The organism is Anaerotruncus sp. AF02-27, from assembly GCF_003465835.1.
GTDB classification, from domain to species: Bacteria; Bacillota; Clostridia; order Oscillospirales; family Ruminococcaceae; genus Anaerotruncus; species Anaerotruncus rubiinfantis.
In genome coordinates this window covers 174386-198983 of record NZ_QSBX01000001.1, presented here as the reverse complement: position 1 = coordinate 198983, position 24598 = coordinate 174386, and the positions used below count along the sequence as shown (strand labels likewise).

General features: G+C 56.3%; 28 protein-coding genes. 18 read left to right on the top strand and 10 right to left on the bottom strand.

Going from position 1 to position 24598, the window contains the following annotated elements; genetic code table 11:
• Positions 1–81 precede the first annotated feature (81 nt).
• Positions 82–405: a helix-turn-helix domain-containing protein gene (locus DWV16_RS01010; RefSeq protein WP_066457259.1), complete on the top strand. Its 324-nt coding sequence runs from the start codon at positions 82–84 to the stop codon at positions 403–405.
• A 466-nt stretch (positions 406–871) separates the two neighbouring features.
• Here the strand turns inward: DWV16_RS01010 and DWV16_RS01005 are convergent, their stop codons facing one another.
• The gene (locus DWV16_RS01005) at positions 872–2014 is read right to left on the bottom strand and encodes a DEAD/DEAH box helicase (RefSeq protein ID WP_066457262.1); all 1143 of its coding nucleotides are present in this window, start codon (positions 2012–2014) and stop codon (positions 872–874) included.
• Positions 2015–2226: 212 nt separating this feature from the next.
• Between DWV16_RS01005 and DWV16_RS01000 the strand changes: the two genes are divergently transcribed.
• The 5 genes from DWV16_RS01000 to DWV16_RS00980 are packed head-to-tail and all read left to right on the top strand — an operon-like array spanning position 2227 to position 5537.
• Positions 2227–3483 (top strand): competence/damage-inducible protein A, encoded by a 1257-nt coding sequence (locus DWV16_RS01000; RefSeq protein ID WP_066457265.1) that lies wholly within the window; start codon positions 2227–2229, stop codon positions 3481–3483.
• A gap of 40 nt (positions 3484–3523) precedes the next feature.
• The gene (locus tag DWV16_RS00995) at positions 3524–4021 is read left to right on the top strand and encodes a DNA-deoxyinosine glycosylase (protein WP_066457267.1); all 498 of its coding nucleotides are present in this window, start codon (positions 3524–3526) and stop codon (positions 4019–4021) included.
• Between the two features lie 2 nt (positions 4022–4023).
• Positions 4024–4485 carry an S-ribosylhomocysteine lyase gene (locus DWV16_RS00990; RefSeq protein ID WP_079988192.1) on the top strand — a complete coding sequence of 154 codons (462 nt, stop codon included), beginning with the start codon at positions 4024–4026 and terminating at the stop codon, positions 4483–4485.
• Positions 4486–4488: 3 nt separating this feature from the next.
• The gene (locus DWV16_RS00985; protein ID WP_066457274.1) at positions 4489–4842 is read left to right on the top strand and encodes an MmcQ/YjbR family DNA-binding protein; all 354 of its coding nucleotides are present in this window, start codon (positions 4489–4491) and stop codon (positions 4840–4842) included.
• A complete protein-coding gene (locus DWV16_RS00980) occupies positions 4839–5537 on the top strand; it encodes a DNA alkylation repair protein (protein ID WP_118477578.1) in 699 nt (232 codons plus the stop codon). The genes DWV16_RS00985 and DWV16_RS00980 overlap by 4 nt, the downstream gene beginning before the upstream one ends.
• A gap of 42 nt (positions 5538–5579) precedes the next feature.
• Here DWV16_RS00980 and DWV16_RS00975 read toward each other — a convergent pair whose 3' ends face one another.
• Complete coding sequence (locus tag DWV16_RS00975) at positions 5580–5882, bottom strand: helix-turn-helix domain-containing protein (RefSeq protein ID WP_066457278.1); 303 nt, start codon at positions 5880–5882, stop codon at positions 5580–5582.
• A 162-nt stretch (positions 5883–6044) separates the two neighbouring features.
• Between DWV16_RS00975 and DWV16_RS00970 the strand changes: the two genes are divergently transcribed.
• The 7 genes from DWV16_RS00970 to DWV16_RS19735 all read left to right on the top strand — a co-directional run bounded on the left by DWV16_RS00970 (position 6045) and on the right by DWV16_RS19735 (position 10043).
• On the top strand, positions 6045–6266 hold the full coding sequence (locus DWV16_RS00970) for a hypothetical protein (protein WP_147349408.1): 222 nt from the start codon (positions 6045–6047) through the stop codon (positions 6264–6266).
• 85 nt (positions 6267–6351) lie between these two features.
• The gene (locus DWV16_RS00965) at positions 6352–6558 is read left to right on the top strand and encodes a DUF896 domain-containing protein (RefSeq protein WP_066457285.1); all 207 of its coding nucleotides are present in this window, start codon (positions 6352–6354) and stop codon (positions 6556–6558) included.
• Positions 6559–6580: 22 nt separating this feature from the next.
• Positions 6581–7030: a hypothetical protein gene (locus DWV16_RS00960; protein WP_147349407.1), complete on the top strand. Its 450-nt coding sequence runs from the start codon at positions 6581–6583 to the stop codon at positions 7028–7030.
• Between the two features lie 14 nt (positions 7031–7044).
• Positions 7045–7761: an NAD-dependent protein deacylase gene (locus tag DWV16_RS00955; RefSeq protein ID WP_118477576.1), complete on the top strand. Its 717-nt coding sequence runs from the start codon at positions 7045–7047 to the stop codon at positions 7759–7761.
• Between the two features lie 213 nt (positions 7762–7974).
• On the top strand, positions 7975–9615 hold the full coding sequence (locus DWV16_RS00950; protein WP_066457292.1) for a WG repeat-containing protein: 1641 nt from the start codon (positions 7975–7977) through the stop codon (positions 9613–9615).
• Between the two features lie 93 nt (positions 9616–9708).
• Entirely contained in the window at positions 9709–9858 is a 150-nt protein-coding gene (locus DWV16_RS19255) for a hypothetical protein (protein ID WP_187116773.1), read from the top strand.
• Between the two features lie 50 nt (positions 9859–9908).
• Positions 9909–10043: a hypothetical protein gene (locus DWV16_RS19735; RefSeq protein ID WP_255420037.1), complete on the top strand. Its 135-nt coding sequence runs from the start codon at positions 9909–9911 to the stop codon at positions 10041–10043.
• A 38-nt stretch (positions 10044–10081) separates the two neighbouring features.
• On the opposite strand, the gene ftsH is transcribed toward DWV16_RS19735, so the two are convergent.
• Together ftsH and DWV16_RS00940 are read right to left on the bottom strand one after the other, a co-directional pair.
• Entirely contained in the window at positions 10082–11902 is a 1821-nt protein-coding gene (gene ftsH, locus DWV16_RS00945) for an ATP-dependent zinc metalloprotease FtsH (protein ID WP_118477575.1), read from the bottom strand.
• A gap of 2 nt (positions 11903–11904) precedes the next feature.
• Positions 11905–12366, bottom strand: coding sequence for a MarR family winged helix-turn-helix transcriptional regulator (locus DWV16_RS00940; protein ID WP_066457297.1), 462 nt, complete (start codon positions 12364–12366; stop codon positions 11905–11907).
• A 134-nt stretch (positions 12367–12500) separates the two neighbouring features.
• On the opposite strand from DWV16_RS00940, the gene DWV16_RS00935 reads away from it, so the two are divergent.
• Positions 12501–13667, top strand: a complete 1167-nt coding sequence (locus tag DWV16_RS00935) for a CCA tRNA nucleotidyltransferase (RefSeq protein ID WP_118477574.1) — start codon at positions 12501–12503, stop codon at positions 13665–13667.
• 71 nt (positions 13668–13738) lie between these two features.
• Here DWV16_RS00935 and DWV16_RS00930 read toward each other — a convergent pair whose 3' ends face one another.
• The 3 genes from DWV16_RS00930 to mscL form a co-directional block, all read right to left on the bottom strand.
• The gene (locus tag DWV16_RS00930) at positions 13739–15061 is read right to left on the bottom strand and encodes a pyrimidine-nucleoside phosphorylase (protein WP_118477573.1); all 1323 of its coding nucleotides are present in this window, start codon (positions 15059–15061) and stop codon (positions 13739–13741) included.
• An 18-nt stretch (positions 15062–15079) separates the two neighbouring features.
• Positions 15080–16672 (bottom strand): phosphopentomutase, encoded by a 1593-nt coding sequence (locus DWV16_RS00925; RefSeq protein ID WP_158572747.1) that lies wholly within the window; start codon positions 16670–16672, stop codon positions 15080–15082.
• Positions 16673–16778: 106 nt separating this feature from the next.
• Positions 16779–17201, bottom strand: a complete 423-nt coding sequence (gene mscL, locus DWV16_RS00920; RefSeq protein ID WP_066457301.1) for a large-conductance mechanosensitive channel protein MscL — start codon at positions 17199–17201, stop codon at positions 16779–16781.
• Positions 17202–17720: 519 nt separating this feature from the next.
• Between mscL and DWV16_RS00915 the strand changes: the two genes are divergently transcribed.
• Positions 17721–19706: a fructose-1,6-bisphosphatase gene (locus tag DWV16_RS00915; RefSeq protein WP_243007250.1), complete on the top strand. Its 1986-nt coding sequence runs from the start codon at positions 17721–17723 to the stop codon at positions 19704–19706.
• Positions 19707–19757: 51 nt separating this feature from the next.
• Here DWV16_RS00915 and DWV16_RS00910 read toward each other — a convergent pair whose 3' ends face one another.
• Both DWV16_RS00910 and DWV16_RS00905 read right to left on the bottom strand, forming a co-directional pair.
• Positions 19758–20309, bottom strand: coding sequence for a flavodoxin family protein (locus DWV16_RS00910; RefSeq protein WP_158572746.1), 552 nt, complete (start codon positions 20307–20309; stop codon positions 19758–19760).
• A 19-nt stretch (positions 20310–20328) separates the two neighbouring features.
• Complete coding sequence (locus DWV16_RS00905) at positions 20329–21165, bottom strand: DegV family protein (RefSeq protein ID WP_158572745.1); 837 nt, start codon at positions 21163–21165, stop codon at positions 20329–20331.
• A gap of 270 nt (positions 21166–21435) precedes the next feature.
• On the opposite strand from DWV16_RS00905, the gene DWV16_RS00900 reads away from it, so the two are divergent.
• The 3 genes from DWV16_RS00900 to DWV16_RS19815 are packed head-to-tail and all read left to right on the top strand — an operon-like array spanning position 21436 to position 23923.
• On the top strand, positions 21436–21669 hold the full coding sequence (locus DWV16_RS00900; RefSeq protein ID WP_066457310.1) for a FeoA family protein: 234 nt from the start codon (positions 21436–21438) through the stop codon (positions 21667–21669).
• Entirely contained in the window at positions 21666–23756 is a 2091-nt protein-coding gene (gene feoB, locus DWV16_RS00895; RefSeq protein WP_066457312.1) for a ferrous iron transport protein B, read from the top strand. The genes DWV16_RS00900 and feoB overlap by 4 nt, the downstream gene beginning before the upstream one ends.
• Positions 23705–23923 carry a FeoB-associated Cys-rich membrane protein gene (locus DWV16_RS19815; RefSeq protein WP_118477570.1) on the top strand — a complete coding sequence of 73 codons (219 nt, stop codon included), beginning with the start codon at positions 23705–23707 and terminating at the stop codon, positions 23921–23923. Before feoB ends, DWV16_RS19815 begins: the two co-directional genes overlap by 52 nt.
• Here the strand turns inward: DWV16_RS19815 and DWV16_RS00885 are convergent.
• Positions 23920–24363, bottom strand: a complete 444-nt coding sequence (locus DWV16_RS00885) for a GNAT family N-acetyltransferase (RefSeq protein WP_118477569.1) — start codon at positions 24361–24363, stop codon at positions 23920–23922. The genes DWV16_RS19815 and DWV16_RS00885 overlap by 4 nt on opposite strands.
• Between the last annotated feature and the right edge of the window lie 235 nt (positions 24364–24598).

Below are 24598 nucleotides of genomic sequence, written 5' to 3'. Positions count from 1 at the left end.
TGACAAATGCGATTTATTATATCGATTTGCGATTATAATAGTAACATAAGTAATTTAAAATTGCAATATATGAGGGCGAATATGGGAACGATTGTGAATTTCGGAATAAAACTGAAAAAACTGCGTACTACGCAGGAATTGTCACAAGATGACCTTGCAAAAAAGCTGGGACTCAAACGTGCGACAATCAGTTCCTATGAACGCGGCGCGATGCTGCCGTCGGTCGAGGTGTTGCGCGACCTGTGCAATTTTTTCAACGTCTCCGCCGATTATCTGCTCGACCTCAGCGATGTGGAACATATGGACCTCGACCACCTGGAGGACGACCAGATCGTCCTCATCAACGAGCTGGCGGAACAGTTTAACTTCCTCAACCGCCGCGCGAAGGGCCTCGAAAAGCCTTGAGCCCGGATCGCCGCCCTTCGGCGGCGATGACGCTATCGTGTCCTGCTGGACAACGGGAAATGTAACGGCATCTGATCCCGGCGCGATATGCCCGGTGCAAAACAATTGCTATAAAAAATGCGCGGCCCGCAGGGCCGCGCATTTTTTCATCGGTTTGTCCTTATTCGGCGAAGCCGGTTTTCGCAATGGTTGCGAAAACCCGTCCCGCGTTCCTTATCCCGAATCCGCCGCCAAAGGTGGCGGGTCGTCGCAGACGACTCTTTACCGGGGGACACAGGGGCGGAAAGCCCCCGTGAGCAGCCGTCGCGCGTTAGCGCGCTTCGCCGCCAGGCGAGCAGGCTACCAAACGCGGCAAGCCACGTTTTGTCTCAGCGGACGTTCCCACAGGGGATTTTCAAGGGGGCTGTCGGAGGCCCCCTTGAACGTCCTTCTTTGGTGACTTTCTTGGACGCGCAAAAAAGTCACATCAGGATTTCTCTACAAGCTCGCCGGCTTCATTGAATTCCAGCTCGATCACGTGCGAACGCGTGTAACGGATGATGTTGTCGAGCCGCTTGCGGTCGTCCGGACCATAGAAAACATAGGCGGTGCCGGCCTTTTTCGCGCGCCCTGTGCGCCCGATGCGGTGGGTATAATATTCGTTTTCCAGCGGGATTTCATAGTTGAAAACCGCGTCTACGTCGGTTACGTCGATGCCGCGCGCCGCCACATCGGTGGCAACCAGGATTTCAATTTCGCCCGCCTTGAATTTCGCCATGATCCTGTTGCGTTCGCCCTGCTGCATATCTCCGTTGAGGCAGGCCGCGTCGAAACCGCGGTCGGTGAGTTGCCCGGCAAGGCTGGCGGTGGAATATTTTGTGTTGCAAAAGATAATTGAACGGTGATAGTCGTTCGCGCGCAGAATATAAACCAGGTCGGCCAGCTTTTGGCGGCCCACGCTTTCGATCATATACTGGGAGATTCTCGGCTCGCTGTCCTGCACAGGCTCGACGGTCAATTCCACAGTATCACGCTGATAGATCCAGCCAATGTCCATGACTTCGCGGGAAATGGTGGCTGAGAACATGACCATCTGCTTTTCCTTCGGCAGCGCGTCAAGGATTTTGCAGACATCCTTATAAAACCCCATATCGAGCATCTCATCCGCCTCGTCGAGTACGGCGATTTTGGCTTTGGAGATATTGATTGTGCGCCGGTGCATGTGGTCGAGCAGACGTCCCGGCGTGGCGACAACAACCTGCGCGCCGCGTTTGAGCGCGCCGATCTGCTTATCGATCGGCTGGCCGCCGTAGACCGCAACCACCTTGAGCCCGTGTTTGAAAAATGCCAGGTTGCGCAGATCCTCTGTGATCTGGGTGCAGAGCTCACGGGTGGGGCAGAGGACAATCGCCTGTACCTGGAGCAGGTCGGGATCGACCTTTTCAATGAGCGGGATGCCAAAGGCACAGGTTTTTCCAGTGCCGGTGGGCGCTTTGGCGATGATCTCGTGCCCTTCGAGCATGACAGGGATTGCCTTTTCCTGAATTTCGGTCATTTCTGTGAAGCCCATCCGCTCCACCGCCTGCAAAATTTCAGGCGACACATTTTGAAGTTCGCTGTAGTTAGCCATTTATCGATTCTCCTTCATTTTAAACAGAAATATTATAACATAGGAAGCCTGTCCGCGTAAAGGGGCATTTGCCGGGCTTTCCTGTGAAAATGCGGATGCATGGCGCGCCGCCGTCGCTGGAAACAACAATTTACAAAAAAACACGGAAAAATTCGGCGGAACGTGCTATAATAAACCCCATAAAGATTCTATCGAAACGGAGTGCAAACCCTATGAAAGATTCTGCGGAAATTTTATGTATCGGCACAGAAATCCTGCTTGGGAACATTGTCAACACCAATTCGGCGGAGATTTCCCGCGGGCTTGCCGACCTTGGGATCAACCTGTATCATCACACGGTGGTTGGGGACAACCCGGAACGGCTTAAAGATGCGTTGGAGATTGCCTTTGCCCGCAATAATATCGTCATCACCACCGGCGGCCTCGGCCCAACCTATGACGACCTGAGCAAGGAGACAATCGCCGCTTATTTTGGGCTGCCGCTCGAACTGCATCAGCCGTCGGTCGAAGCGCTCGAACGCTTCTTTAAAAAATTTGGCCGCAAGATGACCGAAAACAACCTCAAACAGGCCATGATGCCCAAGGGCTGTATCGTACTTGAAAATCCAAATGGCACCGCGCCCGGCGCGATCATTGAAGGTAAGGGGAAGATCGCGATTATGATGCCCGGACCGCCGCGCGAGATGGCCCCGATGTTCCAAAACCAGGTCATGCCGTATCTGGCAAAGCGTTCGGACCATGTACTGCGTTCCCACTGCGTTTATTTCTTCGGCATCGGAGAAAGCACGCTTGAGGCACAGCTGCGCGAAGAAATGCAGACGATGGAGAATCCGACCCTTGCGCCGTATGCAAAGGACGGCGAAGTGATGCTGCGTGTGACTGCCGCGGGGAAAAGCGCGGCGGAAGCCGAGGAATTGATGGCGCCGGTATTGCGGATGCTCCGTGATCGTTATCCGCAATACATCTACGGCGTGGATGTCGATAATCTCCAGACCGCAGCTGTACAGGCGCTCAAAGAGCGTGGGCTCACGGTCGCCACGGCGGAAAGCTGCACCGGTGGATACCTTTCCAAACGGATCACCGAAGTTCCTGGCAGCTCGGAGGTGTTTGGCTGCGGCGTGACTAGTTACGCAAACGGGGTGAAGGAGAAGCTGCTCGGCGTGAAGCGCGAAACGCTCGAAAAATACGGCGCGGTTTCACCTGAAACCGCAAAGGAGATGGCCGACGGCGTGCGCCGGATTTCCGGTGCGGACATCGGTATCTCCACCACCGGGATCGCGGGCCCCGACGGCGGAAGCGACGAAAAACCGGTTGGGCTTGTGTATGTGGGAATCAGCAGCGCATGGCATAATGAAGTGGCCGAACTGCGTCTTGCGCGCGGATACCGCGACGGCCAGCGGGAACTCATCCGCTATCTTGCCGCGTCGAACGCGCTGTCGCTGCTGCGCAAAACCGCCGAAATGAAATGATGGATTTGCGGGAAAAATTCCTGGAAATGGAGGGATTCCCATCGCTGAAAAGCTCATCCACACCATCTCCCCGGTCTACGACGAAAATTCCCGGGTGCTGATCCTCGGGAGCTTCCCTTCGCCAAAATCGCGGGAATATGGCTTTTTTTACGGGCATCCGCAGAACCGCTTCTGGAAGGTGCTCGCGGCGGTACTGGAGAAACCGCTGCCGCGGACAAACGAGGAAAAACATGCTTTTCTTCTGGAAAACGGGATTGCCCTTTGGGATGTGCTGCATGCCTGTGAAATTGAGGGCGCGTCGGATGCGAGCATCGCGGCCCCGGAGCCGAATGACCTTTCCCCGATCCTTTCGGCGGCGAAGATCCGTGCGGTTTTCACCACCGGCGGGACGGCTGCGAAACTTTATAAGCGCCATATCCAGCCGGCTGTGGGGAGGGAGGCGATCCCGCTGCCCTCGACCAGCCCGGCAAATTGCGCCCGGTCGTTTGAATCGCTCTGCGAAAGCTACCGGGTTATCCAAAATTATCTGGAGGACTGAAGATGAAACGGATCGCCAGCTTCTGCGTTGATCACACCAAGCTGAAAAAAGGCCTTTATATTTCCCGCGTTGACGGAGATGTTTTTACCTATGATATCCGCATGTGCACCCCGAATGCGGGCGACTATCTGCCAAATGCCGCGTTGCACACAGTGGAGCATCTTTTTGCAACCTATGTGCGCAACGGGGTATTCTCCGACCAGATCCTTTATGTCGGGCCAATGGGCTGCCGAACGGGTTTTTACCTGCTCACGCGGGACAGCCTTTCAAAGGAGGATGTGATCCGGCTGCTGCAGGATACCTTTGCCTTCATCGCGGGTTATGAGGGGGAAATCCCCGGCAGCACCGAGCCGGAATGCGGGAATTACCGGGAGCACGACCTTGCCGGCGCCAAAAAAATCGGAGCGGACATGTGTGGGGTGCTGTGTGGCTGGACACCTGAAAAAATGGCCTACGAGGTGTGAGCCATGACGCGGCGGGAATGGATTGATCACTGCCTGACCTATGCGGATGCCTATGAGGACTATCCGTTCGACGCCGTTTCGGATGGGGAGGCCTGGACGGTTATGCGCCACAAAAGCAACCGCAAGAGCTTTGCGCTGATTTATGAACGCGATGGTCTCTGTATAAACCTCAAATGTGAACCGATGCAGGCGGATTTCTGGCGCAGGGTTTACCCCCAGGTCACACCCGGCTACCACATGAATAAGTCGCATTGGAATACGGTGCGGCCAAACGATGGGCTGGATGATCAAATTATCCGGGAAATGATTGACCACAGCTTTGCGCTGACCGCGCCGAAGGGAAGGAAAAAGCAATGACTGAAGCGGAGTATCAGGAACTGGCAGAGCGCCTGCGGAAACTGGCCGATCCGGCTTTTAAAGCGTTCCATCAGAAGCTGGTGCCAGGGGAAGAACACCTGCTCGGGGTACGGCTGCCGGTGCTGCGTAAAGTTGCCAAGGAGCTGGCCAGGGAGGATTGGCGCGGGTATCTGGCGGCGGCCAAAACCGGCACCTATGAGGAAACGATGCTGCAGGGGTTGGTGCTCGGCTATGTGAAGGCGTCGGCTGATGAACTTTATGAACGGCTTGCGGCGTTTGTCCCGAAGATCGCCAATTGGGCAATCTGTGACAGCTGCTGCGCAGGCTTCAAATTCCTGCAAAAAGACCGGGAACGTACGCTGGAGTTCCTTGCTCCGTACCTCGCCTCACAAAAGGAGTTTGAAACGCGGTTCGCAGTGGTGGCGCTGATGGATTATTTTGTGGATGAGCAGCATCTGCGGTATCTTTTCAGCCAATTCGAACGGCTTGCAGGGCGGCAGTATTATGTGCGCATGGCGGTTGCGTGGGCGATTTCCGTGTGTTTTGTGAAGTTCCCGGACGAAACGATGCGGTATCTGCGTGAAAGCAGACTGGATGCGGACACTTATAACAAAGCGCTCCGCAAAATCGTTGAATCCGATCGGGTGGACGGGAAGGCCAAGACAGTGATCAGATCGATGAAACGTACAGCGTAAATAGAAAAAGCCGCTTCAAAGCGGCTTTTTTGTTTGGCATATTCAATGTTCCGTATTTTGGCGGGTGCGGAATTCCGCGAGCAGTGTCCGAAGAATTTCCTGCTGGCGCTCAGATATGCCGTCAATCAGCAGCAGCGGGCGGTTTTCGATGCCAAGCAGGTAGTCGGTTGAAACGCCGTAGAGACTGGACAGCTGAATCAGGGTGTCCACCGAAGGGGTCTTGGTGTTGTTCTCATAGCCGCTGATGGTGGTTTTGGAAAGGTTTAAGCGGGAAGCTACCTGCGTCTGGGTAAGCTTTTTTTGTTTTCGCAAAGCACGCAAACGATATCCGAAGTCGAAAACCATCAAATCACCTCCTCATAGAGTGTACTGGAAGGAAGTACCTGTACGGAGGAATTTTGAAATATTTTGACGACTAAAAGTTTACAAAGCGCGGTAAATATGATAAACTGAAATAAATTGTTGGTTTATAAAGATTTGATCGGGGTGAACCGGATGCAGGAGAGTATGCTTGAGACGCTGTCACAGCAATGCGGCTGTTATATCTCGTCCCTGCCGGCAAAAGCGGATACGCAGGAACTCATCCAGATGGTGCTGGACTTGGACCGGGAAACCTATAGTCTTGCGGAATGGGCGTATTGTCTGTCCTATCTCTATCGGGAGGACATTGCGTTTTCCAGTTACGATGAGATTTCCGTTTTTCTCAGCCGAAAAAAAAAGAAGGATTAAACACCGGGCTTGCCTGGTGTTTTTGTTTTTGCGCTTGTGGTATAATGGTTTCATCGGGAAACATCGATATCGGAGGAATTGGAAGATGCAGCAGAAAAAAATAGAACGGATCAATGAATTGACGCGGCTGGCCGGACAGCGGGAACTGACCGACGCCGAAAAGGAGGAACGGCTCGCGCTGCGGCAGGAATATCTCGCGGCGATCAAGGCAAGCCTGCGTTCGTCACTCGACAATACCTATCTTGTGGATGAGAAAGGCAACAAGACAAAATTGCAGAAGAGGAGAGAATGATGAAGATGGAAAGGAATATTAAATGAAAATATTACGACTAGTAATCTCTTTGTTCGTGATTCTGACTCTGTTGGGTGGCTGTGCCGGGAATCCGCAGGCACATATTTCGCAGCTTGAGGAAAAGGTTGCCGCGCTGACCGCGGAGAATGACGCGCTCAGGCGGCAGGTGCAGGAGCTGGCCGCTGCGGCGGAGGAGCCGCCATCACAGCTGGAAGAGGCTGACCCTGCAAAGGCGGAAAAACTGGAAAGTCTGCTCGCGCGCACCGATCTCATCCCGGTTGAAGCGGCGCTTGGCGGAACGATGCGATATTTTCCGGGAGAAGCGAAGCTGCTCGGCACCGATCTTGCCTATGCTTATGCGGAGGATGGGCACAATGCGGTCGAGATGCTTTTGCGCTGCACCGGCGGCCCGGCTTATGACTGGACGCTGATCGCTTACGATGCGGGAGGCGGCTGGCAGCTTCAGAGCTGAGGGAGGTAAAATGGATGCGGGAAGCAGAAGCTTTACAGGCGTTGATTGACGAAAGCCGTCATATCGTCTTTTTTGGCGGGGCGGGTGTTTCGACCGAAAGCGGTATCCCGGATTTTCGCAGCGTGGACGGTCTTTACCGGCAGCGTTGGAAGTATCCGCCGGAAAGGATGATCAGCCACAGATTTTTTGTGCACAACACCGCAGAATTTTTCGAATTCTACCGGGCGAAGATGCTCTGCCTTGATGCAAAGCCGAATGCCGCGCACAAAAAACTGGCTGAGATGGAAGGGGCGGGACGGCTCGACGCGGTAATCACCCAGAATATTGACGGGCTGCATCAGGCGGCGGGAAGCAAAGTCGTCTATGAGCTGCATGGTTCGGTACACCGCAATCACTGCACCGCCTGTGGAAAGTTTTATGATGCGCACTTTATAAAGGAATGCACAGGTGTGCCGCGCTGTACCTGCGGCGGGCTTGTGAAGCCGGATGTGGTGCTATACGAGGAGCCGCTCGATTCTGATACGGTCGGCCGGGCGGTTCGCGCACTCGAACGGACGGATCTCCTGATTATCGCAGGCACCTCACTGGCGGTCTATCCGGCGGCCGGGCTGATCGATTACTGCCGCGGCAAAATTGTGCTCATCAACCGTTCCGCCACGCCGATGGACAGCCGTGCGGATCTGCTGATCGCGGGCAGTGTCGGAGAAGTGATGGCGCGGATACGCGTCTGAAAAATCGGAGAAAACCGGGTCAAAAGGCCCGGTTTTCTCATTCACAAAAAAGACACCGTTTTCCATAAAAGATATGGTATACTTTAGATGCAGGAAGTTCCTGCTTTTCCAGCACTCTATAGATGTACAGGCTGTGATACATCCGGCTTTAAAGCCGGTGGTGATACCCCTGTCTGCAGGAGCGGCTCTTCCGCTCCGGAAGGAGGTTTCCTTATGAAAAAATTTGCAATGCTTTTGGCTCTGCTTCTGGCGCTGGCCGGCTGCGATACTGTGTCTGTAAACGGGCCTGTCGGCGCGGGATCTTCCGCGGAGGCGCCGTCCGCATCAGGGTCGGCTGATGCGTCCTTAGAATCGAACGATCCGGCCGGCTTGCCCAAGACAAGCGCTTCCGCCGCGGTCGAAGCGCCGATGCCTGACGCCCCGCCGTCAACGACCGTGGGCGCCATTGAGCTGCCAAAGACCCTTTACACCACTTCGGGCGACTATTCGCTTGAATTGCTCACCCCCGCGCAGTATGATATGTATCTGCCGCTCAACCGGGGCGGCCCGCGCGGCTATCTGACCTGTGACTATTTTGCACCCGCGCAGGGCGGCAAATATGCCATTGCCAACCCGAACGGCAAGATCGTGACCGATTTTGTGTTTACCTCGGACGATTCGGGCTGGTACACCGCATTTGGCGATGCGCTGGCGTCGGTGCAGAAGGATGGCAAATACGGAGTGGTCAACACGCTGGACGGTACAGTGGTGATCCCGTTCGAATATGACTCCACCTGGCCGCTCTACGGCGGAAAGCTGATCGAATGCACCACCGGCGACGACACCGAGCTCAAAGACCTTTCCGGCAAGACCGTCTTTACGGCTGAGCGCGGCGACGATGTTCTCGCACTCAGCGAAACCCTTGCGATTCTGCAGAACGACATGATCAAGTTCTACAGTCTCAAGGACTTTTCCCCGATCCAGAATTTCGGCTGCGACGAGGCAAAGATTGGCATCCGTTCCGAAATTTCGGCGCAGGAGGACCGCGTCGTTTTCACGGTGGACGGTCGTTACGGCATGGCCGACGGCAGCGGGAACATTATCGTCGAGCCTTCGTATGACGAGATCGGATATTTTAACAAAAGCAACGAATTTACCGATTTCTCCCAGGACGGCAAGAAAGGGATCATGGACATCTTTGGGAAAATCACCTGCAAGGCCCAGTGGGAGGATCTGGTGATGGGTGAGACGAGCGCGAGCGTCTGCAAAGACGGCCGCTGGGGCGTGATCACCGGGCTTGACAACGGCAAGGTCGGAATTGAACCGTTTTACGACTATGTCACCCCGTTTTCGGGTGAATATGCCTGTTTTGAACGCAACGGCCGGTATGGCCTGATCGACCGGGAAGGCAACGAGATCATGAACTCGAAGTACGAGGGGTTGCTCACCGGAGACGCCGCGCATCTCGACAAAGGGTACGTACTCTTCGACGGGGACAACGGCCCGGGTTCCTATGGGATTATGACCACCGGAGGCAAGGTGATCCTCTCCTCCAGCAATTATATTACGCGGGGCGAGGATCAGCAGTATATGCTCGTGATGACCCCGCAGGAAAAATGGGGTTACATCGACCGGACCGGAAAATTTGTGATCGACGCGAAATTTGACTACGCAGACAACTTTATGCCGGATAAGGATCTTGCATTTGTCGAGCGTGACGGCAAGATCGGCCTCATCGACCGCAAGGGCAACATCGTGCTCGAAACGGTGTTCAGCGACCTGATTGGCTACAATCCGGAAACGATGGTCTGTGCGATGGAATATACCAACGACAAGGGCGAAGTCAAGAGCTGCCTTGTCAAATTGAACCTCTGAACCACCAAAAAAACAGGGTCGTCCGAAGAGGATGGCCCTGTTTTTTGGTTAATTTCCCATTCCCGGGGGCATCCTATCTGTGAGGTGAGTGCCATGTCCTATGTTTCCGATCAGGTCCGTCCGCAGTTTGAATCCCTTTCGATCGATCTCAAAAATGAGATCCTGCGGAGGGATGTGCAGATCCATTCGCTGACCGACTTGATGCGCTGCCTGCAGGAAATTATTGACGAGGGAGAACGCTGACCCCTGCGGGGCGTTCCCACAGACGGAACCCTAATCCCGGAGGTGAAAATATGCCGAAAGATTCGCAGCCGGACAAGAAGGAAGTCCGGGAACAGAAATGCAACGGTCAGACCCCGTTGACCCGTGAAAACCAGAACCAGAATAAAAACGCGAAGAAACAATCGGTCAAACGGAACGACGTATGAAAAAAGCCGCCCAATTGGGCGGCTTTTTTCATGGTTTTTTAGCTGTTGAGGATCTGCATGAATTCTTCTCCGGTGATGGTTTCTTTTTCGAGCAGGTATTCCGCAAGCTCGTGCAGCTTTTCAGCGTTTTCCTTGAGGATACCGACCGCCTTTTCGTGCGCCGCCTTGATGATCCGGAGCACCTCTTCATCGATCTGCGCCGCCATTTCGGGGGAGCAGGCGAGCGAAGCGTCGCCGCCAAGGTACTGATTCTGGATCGTCTCAAGCGCCATCATGTCGAATTTTTCGGTCATGCCCAGCCGCGTCACCATTGAACGGGCGAGCCGGGTGGCCTGTTCGATATCGTTTGACGCGCCGGAGGTCATCGAGTTGAAGATGAGCTCCTCGGCCGCGCGCCCACCGGTGAGAGTCGCAATCTTGTTAAGGATTTCTTCACGGGACATCAGCACCTTTTCGCCTTCATCCACCTGCATCGTGTAGCCAAGCGCGCCGGAGGTGCGCGGGATGATGGTAATCTTGTGCACTGGCGCGGAATCGGTCTGTTTGGCCGCGACGAGTGCGTGCCCGATCTCGTGGTAAGCGACGATCCGTTTTTCTTTGGGCGGGATGACCGCGCCCTTGCGCTGATAACCCGCGATAACTACCTCGACGCTTTCCTCGAGATCCGCCTGCGCGACCGCTGTACGGCCATATTTGACCGCCCGCAGCGCGGCTTCGTTCACGATATTGGCAAGCTCGGCGCCGGAAGCGCCCGCAGTCGCCAGCGCAACCGCCCGGAAATCGATATTGGGCTCCATCTGAATATCCTGTGCGTGCACCCGCAGGATCGCTTCGCGTCCCGCGAGATCGGGCAGCTCGACCGGGATGCGCCGGTCAAAGCGGCCGGGACGCAGCAGCGCCGGATCAAGCGATTCAGGACGGTTGGTGGCTGCGAGGATTACAACACCCTTACGTCCGTCAAAACCGTCCATCTCGGTGAGCAGCTGGTTAAGGGTCTGCTCGCGCTCATCGTTGCCGCCGATGGCGCCATTGTCGCGCTTTTTGCCGATCGTATCGATTTCATCGATAAAGACGATGCAGGGAGCTTTCTCCTGCGCTTGTTTAAAAAGGTCGCGCACCTTGGCGGCGCCCATGCCGACAAACATCTCAACGAACTCCGAACCGGAGATCGAGAAGAACGGGACGTTTGCTTCCCCCGCGACCGCCTTGGCAAGCAGGGTTTTGCCGGTTCCGGGAGGGCCGACGAGCAGAGCGCCTTTTGGCATCGACGCGCCGATTGCTTCGTATTTGGCGGGGTTGTGGAGGAAATCCACGATCTCTGTGAGCGCCTCCTTGGCTTCATCCTCGCCAGCCACGTCCGCGAAGGTTTTGCCGGTCTGCGCGGCGACATAGATCTTTGCGTTCGACTTGCCGAACATCATCGCGTTGCCGCCGCCCATTTTTTTCTGCATCGAACGCATCAGCATCTGCCCGATAAAGATGAACAGCAGCATCGGCAGCACCCAGGTGAGCAACGCGCTCATCAGCGGGGACAGCTCTTTCGGCACGATCTTGTCAAACTTGACGCCCGCTTCCCAGAGCCGGTCGACGATACCCGGATCGTTCCAGGCGCCGGTGGTATAGATCGTTTTGCCGCCGTCTTCCTTGGTGGTGTAGGCGATAGTCGTTGCGCTGTCGTTGAGTTCCACCGTGTCGATCTTACCGTCGCCCAACATGGTGAGGAAGGTGCCGTAATCGACCTTTTCCACCTTTGATTCGTTCATCATCGGCATGAAGAACAGGTTGAAGAGGAGGATTCCAATCAGTACGATGCAATAATAGTATATAAATGGTTTTTTGGGAGTTTTCTGTTCCTGCATGTTTATACCTCCTGTTTCGGATGGGAAATTTCAAATTCGGTGAAGAGCTTGGACATTTTTTGGAACCCGCAAACGATCTGCGAAAGTTCCGCTTCGCTCATGCTGGAAAGCATCCGGGCGAATGCCTCTTCAAAATGCGCGTCAACCGGACGGATGATGTCTTCGCCCGATTCGGTGAGCATAACCTCGACGATGCGCTCGTCACCGGCACGCCGGGCGCGCCGGAGCAGCCCCTTTTTTTCAAGCTGCTTGCACATGGCGGAGATGTTGCCGCTTGACATGCTGAGCATCCGACCGAGCTCTCCGACGGCCTGCGGCTGATGGATACTCAGCTCCATCAGCACCCGGGCCTGCATGCCGGTCAATCCGTACGGCTCGCAGCAGCAGTTGAGAACGGTGTTCATTTTAGTGGCTGCGCTTCGGAAAAAATCGTAGAGCGCGTTTTTCAGATTTGGCGTTGTCACGGCATCCCCCTCCTGAATTATCTATGATAAATAGATAATATTCTTAATAAATAATATGATCAATAGATATTTTGTGAACAGATTGTTTTATTTTTGCGAAGATCGTGGTATCATGTCAAAAAGAGGTGGTATGGATGGAAAAGATCGGCATGCCCGCGTATGCGCGCCAGGTGCTGGACCAGCTTGCGCAGGCCGGATACGAAGCGTTTGCGGTGGGCGGATGCGTGCGGGACAGCCTGCTGGGGCAGGAGCCCGCCGACTGGGATGTCACGACCTCGGCGCTGCCGGCGGAAACGATCGCGGCCTTTGCAAAAACGTGCAAGGTGATCGAAACCGGTCTGCGGCACGGCACTGTAACCGTCCTGATGGACGGCCATCCGGTGGAAATTACCACCTATCGGGTTGACGGTGCCTACTCGGACGGGCGGCATCCGGACACGGTGTCCTTTACCCGGAATCTGCGGGAGGATCTTGCGCGGCGGGATTTCACCATCAATGCCATGGCATATTCCCCCAGCAGCGGAATCGCCGACCCATTTGGCGGGCGGCAGGATCTTGCCGCCGGGCTGGTGCGGTGTGTCGGCGAACCGGACCGCCGCTTCAGGGAGGATGCGCTGCGCATCCTGCGCGCGCTGCGTTTTTCCGCCGTGCTTGGCTTTGCGATTGAGCCAAAAACTGCGAAAAGCTTGCGGGAGAACCGGGATCTGCTCTGGAAAATTGCCCGGGAACGGATTTTTGCGGAACTTTGCCGGCTCGTCTGCGGCCAAAACGCGCGGGAAGTCCTGTGGGAGTACCCGGAGGTGGTTCGCGCGGCGGCGGGCATACCGCTTGCGCCGTCAGAAGCGCTTGCAAAGCTGCCGGCTGATCCGCGTCTGCGGCTGGCGGCCGTGCTGGAGGAGCTTTCGCCAAAGGAGGCCGACGCGGTGCTATCCGGGTTCAGAAGCGACAGGGAAACCCGCCGCCTGGTACGGATGCTGCTCACCCATCGGACGGCGGATCTGCGGCCGGAACGGCCGCTCCTGCGCCGCTGGCTTGCGCGTATCGGCCCGGCGGATCTGCAAAAGCTGATCACGTTTCGCAGGGCGTATGGAGAAGCGCTCCTCAATGTGAGAAGGATGCTTGACGAGATCCTAGCGGATGGCGACTGCTTTTGCCTTGCCGGTCTCGCGGTCGATGGGAGCGACCTTGCGGCGCGCGGTTACAGCGGCAGGGAGATTGGTAAAAGTTTGGATATGCTGCTTGATTGGGTGATCGACGGCAAACTGCCAAACGAAAAAGAGGCGCTGCTCAAATCTCTTTGAGCAGCGCCTCCGTCCCTGAATCCCCCGCGATTTTTTGAAAAAATCGCGTAAAACTTTTGGAATTTTCGCCGTTACAGCAATTCCACGCCGTCTCTGGTGACACGCGCATAGATAAGGCGATGCGGCGCGGGCGGCGCGTCCGCGATCTCGACTGCGCCGAGCAGCAGCCGTTCGGCCCGCGGCAGCGCTTCGGGCCTGGCTGTGTGCAGCACCGCCAGCGTTTCGCCGGGCGCGACCGCGTCGCCGGTCTTTTTATATAGAATAAGGCCCGCACGCGGGTCGATCGGATCGTCCTTGTTTTCGCGGCCCGCGCCGAGCACAACCGAAACCTCGCCAATCTGTTCGGTCTGCATCCGGGTGATGCGGCCGCCGCGCGGCGCCTGTACGGCGTGCACAGCCGGTGATTTTGCAAACTTTTCCGTGGACTCCAGCACCGAAATGTCGCCGCCCTGCGCCGCCGCCATCGCGCAAAGTTTCTGGAAGGCTTCGCCGCCTGCGAGCGCCGCTTCCGCCGCCGCGCGGCAGGCGGCGATTTCTCCTTTCCCGGCGAGGAACAGCATATTGGAAGCAAGCTGCAGACAGACCTCAGTGAGATCCGCCGGCCCGCGTCCACGCAGGGTTTCAACCGCCTCGATCACTTCGAGGGAGTTTCCAATGGCGTGACCGAGCGGAATATCCATATCGGTGATGAGCGCCGCGGTGCGCCGGCCGTTGCGCTCCCCGATCGAGACCATTGCCTTTGCAAGCGCGATCGAATCATCCAGCGTTTTCATAAATGCGCCGGACCCGGTTTTGACGTCGAGCAGGATCGCGTCCGAACCTGCCGCCAGTTTTTTGCTCATGATCGACGAGGCGATCAGCGAAAGATTGTCCACGGTTGCGGTCACATCGCGCAGGGCATAGAGCTTTTTGTCCGCGGGCGCGATGTTGCCGGTTTGTCCGATGACCGCGAGGCCGGTTTCCCGGACGATCTCAAAGAACCGTTCACGGCTGACCGAGGTGCAAAGCCCGGGGATCGATTCGAGCTTATCGATTGTGCCGCCGGTGTGCCCCAGTCCCCGGCCGCTCATCTTCGCGACCGGCACGCCGCAGGCCGCGACAATCGGTCCTACGATGAGGGTGGTCTTGTCGCCCACGCCGCCGGTGCTGTGTTTATCCACCTTCACGCCAGGAATGGCGGAAAGATCAACCATATCGCCTGAATGCGCCATCCGGTCGGTGAGCAGGGCGGTTTCATGTTCGTCCATGCCGCGAAACCAGATCGCCATCAGCAGGGCGGACGCCTGATAGTCCGGAATGGAGCCGTTTGTGTAACCTTCGACGAACCAGCCGATCTCTTCATCGGAAAGCGGCTGTCCGCCGCGTTTTTTCAGGATGATATCATACATGCGCATTTCGCAGACCCCTCCCGGTCAAAATTTTCCGCCAGGCCCGAAGGCATGCGGCAGCAGTTCCTCCAACGTGTAAACGCGGTAATCCTCCGGGCTTTTTGCCACGATTACCGGGAAATCCGGCGGACAGAATTCGGCCAGCGCCTGCCGGCAGACCCCGCAGGGATAACAATATTCGGATTGTGCGCAGTCTGTTTTTCCGCCGGCGATAGCGATCGCGGAGAAGGAGCGTTCCCCTTCGCTGACCGCTTTGAAAAGAGCGGTGCGCTCGGCACAGCAGGTGACAGAATAGCTCGCGTTTTCCACATTGCAGCCGTGGAAGACCCGTCCATTTTTAGAAAGCAGCGCGGCGCCCACGGCAAAAGCGGAATGTGGGGAGTAGGATTTTTCCCGCGCGGCGAAGGCCTCCCTGACGAGGGTTTCCCATCCGGAGCGGAGATCCTGGGTGTCAGGCCGCAGGATGAGCCTGGCAAGCGGGGTTCCATCACAGTTTCCAGCCACGCCGAGCAGCGCGGCGGCGGTTTCACCCGCGTCCGCGAAGGTTGGCCGGGTGCCGAGGTTCACCGGCTCAATCCCACCGCCCCAGATGAGCAGCGGGACATATTCCCGGGAGTGGTCGGTCGAGGCGGTTCCGGGGTCACAGCCATGGTCCGCGGTAATCATAATGGCGTCGTCCGGGCCCATCAGGGCCATCAGTTCGCCAAGCTGCCCGTCGAAGCGGGAAAGCGCTTCTGCATAGCCGTCCGCGTTGTTGCGGTGGCCGTAGACCATATCGAAGTCGACCAGGTTTACGAAACAGAGCCCGGAGAAATCCTCCTTTGCGTGGGCGATGGTCTGTGCCATGCCGTCGTCGTTGCCTTGGGTTCGGCTGGTCCTGCTGATGCCCCGCCCGGCAAAAATATCAAAAATTTTTCCCACGCCGATGGTTTCAAGCCCTGAAGCCTGGATCGCGTCAAGTACGGTTGGGCGCGGGGGCGCGAGCGAAAAGTCGTGACGGTTGGAGGTGCGCTTATAGTTCGGGTATTTGCCTGTGAACGGCCGCGCGATGACCCGCCCGACGGCATTTTCACCGGTGAGCAGGGCGCGGGCGATTTTGCAGTATTCATAAAGCTCCGAGACTGGGATGACCGACTCATGGGCCGCGATCTGGAAAACGCTGTCCGCGCTGGTGTAGACGATGAGCGCGCCGGTCTGTTCATGCTCCTGCCCGTAATCAAGGATCACCTGGGTGCCGGAGGCAGGCCTGTTGCAAAGCACACGGCGGCCTGTCCGCCGTTCAAACTCCTGGATGAGCTCCGTGGGAAAACCGTCCGGATAGGTGGGCATCCGCTTTTGGGAGATGATGCCCGCGATTTCCCAGTGGCCGCAGGTGGTGTCTTTGCCGGCTGAAGCCTCCCGCATCCGTCCGTAGGCGCCGCGCGGCCGGCTGGCCGGCTCCCCGCAGCAAATCCCGTCAATATTGAAAAGCCCCAGTTTTTGCAGGTTGGGCACCCGCAGCTTCCCGGTCTCAAAGCAGGAACGCAGGGTGTTGCTGCCGGCGTCGCCATATTCAGCGGCGTCGGGCGCTTCTCCGATGCCAAAACTGTCCAGTACGATCAAAAAGACGCGTTTCATAGCTAGCTTCCTTTCCGGCCCGCACCCGGGCCTGGAGATATCATAAAAGTTCGGCAAATGCCAAGCGGCTTTGTGCCGTCAGACGCAAAGCCGCAGGGTGACAGATTTACTTGTCCTTTTTAAGAAGGTCGCGGATTTCGGTGAGCAGGGCGATATCCGCCGGCGGCGCGGCTGGTTCCGCGGGCTTTTCCGTCTCTTTTTTGCGGTGCAGGGAATTGATTGCCTTGACCATCACGAATACAACAAATGCGATGATCAGGAAGTTGATGATCTGGTTGAGGAAGCTGCCGTAAAGGATTGCGACCTCGGGGGTTTCACCCACAGCGGGGGAAAGCACGATCTTGAAGTCGGAGAAGTTGATCCCGCCGATGAGCCACCCGACAAACGGCATGATGACTTCCTTGACAAGCGAATTGACGATTGCGGTGAAGGCGGTGCCGATGATGACGCCGACCGCCATGTCCATGACGTTCCCACGCGAAATGAATTGTTTGAATTCTCCCCAAAATCCTTTGGCTTTGTTCTCCATTTTCTAGATCCTTCCTTTGCGATGATGTAGCGGGCGGCCGCGAAACACCGGGGGCCACCGGCGCCGATGGAGTAAGTCCCGCGCCACCCCGGCAGAGGGTCCGCTCTGCGCGGGAAGGCGGCCGCTTTTGATTTATTATAACATAAATCCGACAAAAATCCATTGCAAGAATTCACAAATCATGGGATAATAAACGCAAAGCAAGCGGCAGCTGCCGCCTGCGCCCGCCACAGACAGGCTTGGCGCGGCTTGTAGCCTATGCCAGGCAGATCCGCCGGTGTTGCCGGTTTCCTGCCCAATGGCCCATTATCCAACTGCGCGCTTCGCGCTTGTGGTATCATAGCCGCAAAGCGACTACGATACCAGTTTATGCGCAGGACGATCCGCGCCAAGAGCGCTGCCGTCCCAATGCGCAATTATACCACTGCGCGCTTCGCGCTTGTGGTATAATGACAAAGAAGGGAAAGCAGCCCCAATGTGGGCGGTATGTGTGAGCGATATAAAAGGAGTGTGGACAACATGAAACAGCCAATGCGCGCCGAGATCACCGAACACCGGTATCTGCAGATGCTGGCGCGCCAATATCCAACGGTACAGGCGGCAAGCACGGAAATTATCAACCTGCAGGCGATCCTTAACCTGCCGAAGGGCACCGAGCATTTCATGTCGGACCTGCACGGGGAATACGAGGCATTCCTGCATATCCTCAATAATGCCTCCGGCGCGGTGCGCGAAAAGGTGGATATCCTTTTTGAAAACAGCGTCCCCAAAGACGCGCGCGATCAGCTTGCGACCCTTATTTATTATCCCGAGGAAAAGCTGGAGGAGGTGCGGGGAACGGTCAGCGACCTGACCGAATGGTATAAAATTACCCTGAACCGGCTTTTGGAAATCTGCCGGCTGGTTTCCTCCAAATACACCCGTTCCAAAGTGCGTAAGGCGCTGCCGAAGGACTATGCCTATATCATCGACGAGCTCCTCAATACCAATTATGAAATCCATAACAAAAAGGATTATTACGAGAACATCATTTCGACCATGATCGATATCGATAAAGCCGAGGATTTTATCATTGCGGTCTGCAGCGTTATCAAGACCCTTGTAGTCGACCATCTGCACATTGTGGGCGATATCTTTGACCGCGGCCCGCGCGCCGATATTGTGATGGATTCACTGATGACCCACCACTCGGTGGATATCCAGTGGGGCAACCATGATGTCTTATGGATGGGCGCCGCCACCGGCAGCCGCACCTGTATTGCGACCGTACTGGTCAATTCGATCACCTATAACAACCTCGCGGTCATCGAAACCGGCTATGGCATCAGCCTGCGGCCGCTCGCGCTCTTTGCAAATGAGGTCTACATGGATGTGGATACCGCCTGCTTTGCTACCCGCGTAACCGATTCCACCACCTACAACGCCAAGGACATTGAGCTCGGTGCGCGTATGCACAAAGCAATTTCAGTGATTCTCTTCAAGCTCGAGGGCCAAACAATCCTGCGCAATCCGGAATTCGGCATGGACGACCGGCTGCTGCTCGACAAGATCGATTATGAGAAAAAGACGGTGAAAATCGGCGGAAAGGATTACCCGCTCAGCGACACCGATTTCCCGACGGTCGACCCGGTGGACCCCTACAAGCTTTCGGATGAGGAAACCGAACTCATGGCGCAGCTGAAGGACGCGTTCCTTCGCAGCGAGAAGCTCCAGCGGCATGTTAAATTCCTCTATTCAAAGGGCGGCCTTTACAAAACCTATAACGGCAACCTCCTGTTCCATGGCTGCATCCCGATGAATCCGGACGGCACGGATATGAAGTTCAATATCGGCTGCAAGGGCCTTGGGGGCAAGGCGTTCCTCGACCACGCCGAAACGGTTGCCCGGCAGGGCTACTATGCCAAGCCGGATACCCTGGAAAAACAGTTCGGGAAGGATTTTCTGTGGTTTCTCTGGTGCGGCAGGCACTCGCCGCTCTTTGGCCGCGACCACATCACCACGTTTGAACGCAGACTGGTTCCGGATAAATCGGTTTGGGCGGAGGAGAAAAACCCGTATTACACCTATTACGAGGACCCCGAGGTCTGTATCCGGCTGCTGCGGGAATTCGGGCTGGAAGGCCCGCATTGCCACATCATCAACGGCCACGTCCCGGTCAAATCGAAGGACGGCGAGAACCCGGTCAAGGCCGGCGGCCGCCTCATCGTGATCGACGGGGGGTTCTGCCGCGCATACCAGCCTACGACCGGCATCGCGGGATATACGCTGATTTACAATTCCTGGGGTATCCGCATCGCTTCCCACGAGCCGTTCGGCGGTCGCAAGCAGGCGATCAAGCAAAACACCGACATCATCTCGACATCGGTCGTGTTTGAGCGGATGGAATCCCGCATCAAGATCGCGGAGACCGATACCGGCGTGAAGCTGCAGCAGAATGTCGATGACCTCAGGCGTTTGCTGCGCGCTTTTAAAATGGGTGAAATCACCGAGGAACATGAAAAATAACCGAAAATACAAAAAAGGGGCCGCCCATGGGCGGCCCCTTTTTTGAACACATCAGAACTGTCCGGCGAGCGCTTCCACCTCGTCCATCCAGACGGTGCCCTTGACATCACCGGGATTGGTCACGCCGCAGGCCGAAACCACGCCGCAGTCCTCCCACCCGGCATAGTCGCAGATCAGCTCGTAGGTGCGGATGGCGCCTTCAAAATCGTCCTCGTCCTCCGACGCGCCGCAAAGGAGCAGGACGCACTGCTTGCCGCCGAACGCGGGCAGCTTGTCATCTTTGGTGAGCGGGTAAAAGCGGTCGATGACTGCTTTTAGCTGAGCGGAAAGACCATAAAAATAAAGCGGCGACGCAAAGACGATGATGTCCGCAAGGTTGAGCTGCGGATAAAGCTTCTGCATATCGTCCTGCTGGATGCAGGGCTTGCCGCCGGTCCAGCATTTTTCACAGGCGCGGCAGCCGCCGACCCTGAGCTGCGCGGTCTTGACAAGTGTGGCCGCATGGCCATTTTTCTGTGCGGCTTTGGCGAATGCCTCCGCCATGATGAGGCTGTTGGCGCCCGGGCGCGGGCTGCCGGTGAGGATGAGAATATTTTTGCCCATGGAGAAAACGCCTCCTTTGTCAGAATGCGATGACCACGCCGCCGTCGTCGGCATACATGCTGGCCAGTCCCCGGGTGGGCATCACACAGATATCCTTAAAATTATAGAGCTTCTGCGCTTCGGCTTTGATGAAGCTGGCTTGCCGTTCGTTGTTGCAGTGGGTAATCACCAGCGTGCGGTCGGAGAAATCCTTGTGGCATTCCCCGATGAGTTCGACCAGACGGGTGAAGGCGCGCACCGAGCCGCGCGCTTTTTCAAAGAGCTTGATCTCGCCGCCCGGAGCGGTCATAATTGGGCGCAGGCTCATGGCGGACGCCACATAGCCGACAATTTTGTTCATGCGGCCGTTTTTGATGAGGTTATCAAGGCTTTCGAGGATGAAGAAGGTACGCATCCCATTGCGGAATTCGGTGACTTTTTCAACAACAGCATCGTAATCCATATGCGCCTCGATACATTCTTTAATCTTGATGCAGATCGCGATTTCTCCGGCGGTTGCCGACCAGGAGTCGAAAATATGGACCCGGTGTCCGCCCTCCTGTTCCACCATTTCCTTTGCGAGCATGGCGCTGTTGTAGCAGCCACTCAGATGGGAAGAAATCGTGGTGCAGAAAACATTTTTCGCTTTGCGGAATTTCTCCGCGAATGCCTCGGGAGACGGGCAGGCCGATTTCGGCACATGTTTGCTTTGTTTCATCGCTTTTACGAAATTTCTCACGTCGAGATGATCATCGTCAATATAGTTCACATTTTCGAGCATCATCGAAAACGGAACCGTCTCCGCGTCGAAAAATTTGATCAGGTCGTCGTCCAGTTCACAGGCGCTGTCGGTCACAAGTTTAAAATTATCCATCATTTTAATTCCCTTCATATGACGGCCGGGTGCCGCGGATGATATGTTTCAATAATAGCGCATTGCATTATAAAATGTCAATGTAAATCCATCTATTTGTGCAATCTTTCAATATTTATACAAAAGGATGCCGGAATACAGGCGTAGTCCCCGCCGGGCGATATTGACAAAGATATTGAAAAAAGGTAATATGTAAGCTGTGGCTAACAACGTGTTTTCGAATAAAATGAGCGTAGGTTAGTGGATGCTAACATACATAAGGAGAGGACCAAAATGACACTGGACCAGCTGAAGGTCGGGGGCAGCGCGGTGATCACCCGCGTCGGCGGCAGCGGCGCTTTGCGCAGGCGGCTTCTGGATATGGGGCTCACGCCCAAAACCCGGGTGATGGTGCGCAAGGTGGCGCCGATGGGAGACCCAATTGAACTGCATCTGCGCGGATATGAATTGACGCTGCGCCTGGAAGATGCGCGCGAAATCGATGTGGAGGAGGAATCTGTCCAATGATTTTTGCGTTGGCGGGCAACCAGAATTGCGGCAAAACGACCCTATTTAATCAGCTGACCGGCAGTAACCAGCATGTCGGGAACTTTCCGGGCGTAACGGTCGAACGCAAGGTCGGCGCCATCCTGCGCCGGGAACACGGCCGGCAGCGCCCGGGCCATGGCTTGCGGCGGGCGCGGGAACGGATGCGGCAGGGTCACGAGTGGAAGTATAACGGCAAGCCTGTTGAAGTGGTCGATCTGCCGGGGATCTATTCGCTTTCTCCGTATACAAACGAGGAGATTGTCACCCGCGATTTCCTCTTAAACGGGAATCCGGATGGGATCATCAATATTGTCGACGCGACCAATATCGAGCGCAACCTCTATCTGAGCATGCAGCTTATCGAGTTGGGTATCCCCATGGTGATCGCTTTAAACATGATGGACGAGGTGCGCGCCAACGGCGGCACCATCAAAATCGCGGGGTTGGCGGAGGATCTTGGCGTGCCGGTCGTGCCGATTTCAGCGGTCAAGAACGAAGGCATCGGGGAACTCATTGACACGGCGATCGCTGTCGCGGCCGCCCGGCAGAAGCCGAAACGGATGGACTTCTGCTCCGGCGCGGTGCACCGTGCGATCCACGCGACCGCCCACCTGGTCGAAGACCATGCCGAGCGGGTCGGTGTGCCGTCACGTTTTGCAGCAACCAAGCTGGTCGAGGGCGATACGCCAATGATGGAGCTTTTGCAGCTTTCTGAGAATGAAAAAGAACTGCTGGAGCACAATGTGGCCGAGATGGAGCAGGAGACCGGCACCGATCGGGAGGCCGCGCTCGCGGATATGCGCTACACCTTTATCGAATCGCTCTGCCATGACTGGGTGGTGAAATCCGGCGAGAGCAAAGAACATCTGCGCAGCCTAAAGATGGACGAGTGGCTCACTCACAAGTATTTTGCGCTGCCGATCTTTTTATGCATCATGATGCTGATCTTCTGGCTGACCTTTGGGGTGATCGGCAGTTTTCTGAGCGATCTGCTCGCGGCGGGCATCGACACGGTCACAGCGGCTGTATCCGCGGGGCTGACCGCATACGGCATCAATCCGGTGGTGCATTCGCTGGTGATCGACGGCGTGTTCGCGGGAGTAGGGAGCGTGCTTTCTTTCCTGCCGATCATCGTGGTGCTTTTTTTCTTCCTGTCGATCTTGGAGGACAGCGGCTATATGGCCCGCGTCGCCTTTGTAATGGATAAACTGCTGCGTAAAATCGGCCTTTCCGGCCGTTCGTTTGTACCGATGCTGATCGGATTCGGCTGTTCGGTGCCTGCCATTATGGCGACCCGGACGCTCGCCTCCGAACGGGACCGCCGGATGACCATCCTGCTCACGCCGTTCATGTCCTGCAGCGCAAAGCTGCCGATCTATGGTATGTTTACGGTGGCGTTCTTCCCGGAGCATCGCGCGCTGGTGATGATTGCGCTCTATATCCTTGGGATGCTGGTCGGCATATTAAGCGGGCTCATCCTGAAGAACACCGTCTTTCACGGGCAGCCGGTGCCGTTCGTCATGGAGCTGCCAAACTACCGGCTGCCGGGTGCGAAGAGCGTCTGCCTGCTTTTGTGGGACAAGGCAAAGGATTTTTTGACCCGTGCCTTCACGGTGATCTTCGTGGCGACCATTATTATTTGGTTCTTGCAGACCTTTGACACGCGGCTCAATGTCGTGGCCGCGGGCGGCGAAGCGAGCATGCTCGCTTCGATCGGACGGTTCATCGCGCCGGTATTCGCGCCGCTCGGCTTCACCGACTGGCGCGCCTCAACCGCGCTCATCACGGGATTCTCCGCCAAAGAAGCGGTGGTCAGTACGCTGGCCGTGCTCACCGGAACCAATCCCGCCTCCCTGCCGGTGGCGCTGCAGGGGATCTTCACGCCGCTCGCGGCCGGGGCGTTTCTGGTGTTCACCCTGCTTTACACCCCCTGCGTGGCCGCGATTGCTGCGGTGCGGCGGGAGCTCAACACCCGTTCTGCCATTCTGATGGCCTTTTACCAGAGCGGCATCGCATGGCTGGCGGCATTTGTATTCTATCAGCTTGCAGGACTGTTCATCCACTGAGGAGGTGTTTTTTCTTGAGTATTGGAGACTGGCTGATTTTGGGCCTTCTGGCGGCGGCGCTTTTTTTCGCGGTGCGCTACAGTATCCGCAACAAAGGAAAGTGCGGCGGATGCGCTGGTTGCCCGCATGCGGAAGGATGTACAAAAAAAGAAAAGGAGGAGCCTTAAGGCTCCTCCTTTTCCCTTTGATAGACCATGGGGGTGTAGCGGATGCCGTCGGTGAGCTGTTCAGGCGCGGTGGCGGAAAAGCCGAGCCGTTCATAGACCGGGACCGCATAGGGGGAGGAATTGACCGTAATGTGCGGCGCGGCAGACTGTGCGAGATAAGCCGTGAAAATCGCTCTGCCGATACCCTGCCGTTGAAATTCCCGCCGGACAAAAAAGAGGCTGATATGGCTTTTCTCTTTTACCGCCAGCATGCCTGCGAGTGTCCCGTTTTTATAAGCGCCATAAAAATCGAGCGCGGCCATGGCTTGCGGATTGTTGAGATAGCCGCGAAAAGACGCGACCCCTTCCGGCGGGTACTCCGGCGCCTCAAATTCGAGAAAGACCTCCCAGGCCAGCGCCAAAGCAGCGCGCCGGTTTGCGATGATTTTTTGGATTTCCATAAGCGATGCCCCCTTTTGATCTGTTTGTCCCAGTATAGACGTTCCATCGGCCGGATGCAAGCACCGAACGGCAGGAGGCCCCGCCTTCCAGTGGGACCTCCTGCCGTGTTGTGTTTATCAAAAATGAGGGGTCGATCGGAAAAAGGGAGCGGCTGCCGGGCATGGAATAGCGCGGCAGCCGCGGGTGGGAGAACCCGCCCAGGGGCTTTCATGGAATATATAGGAGGCAGATTGG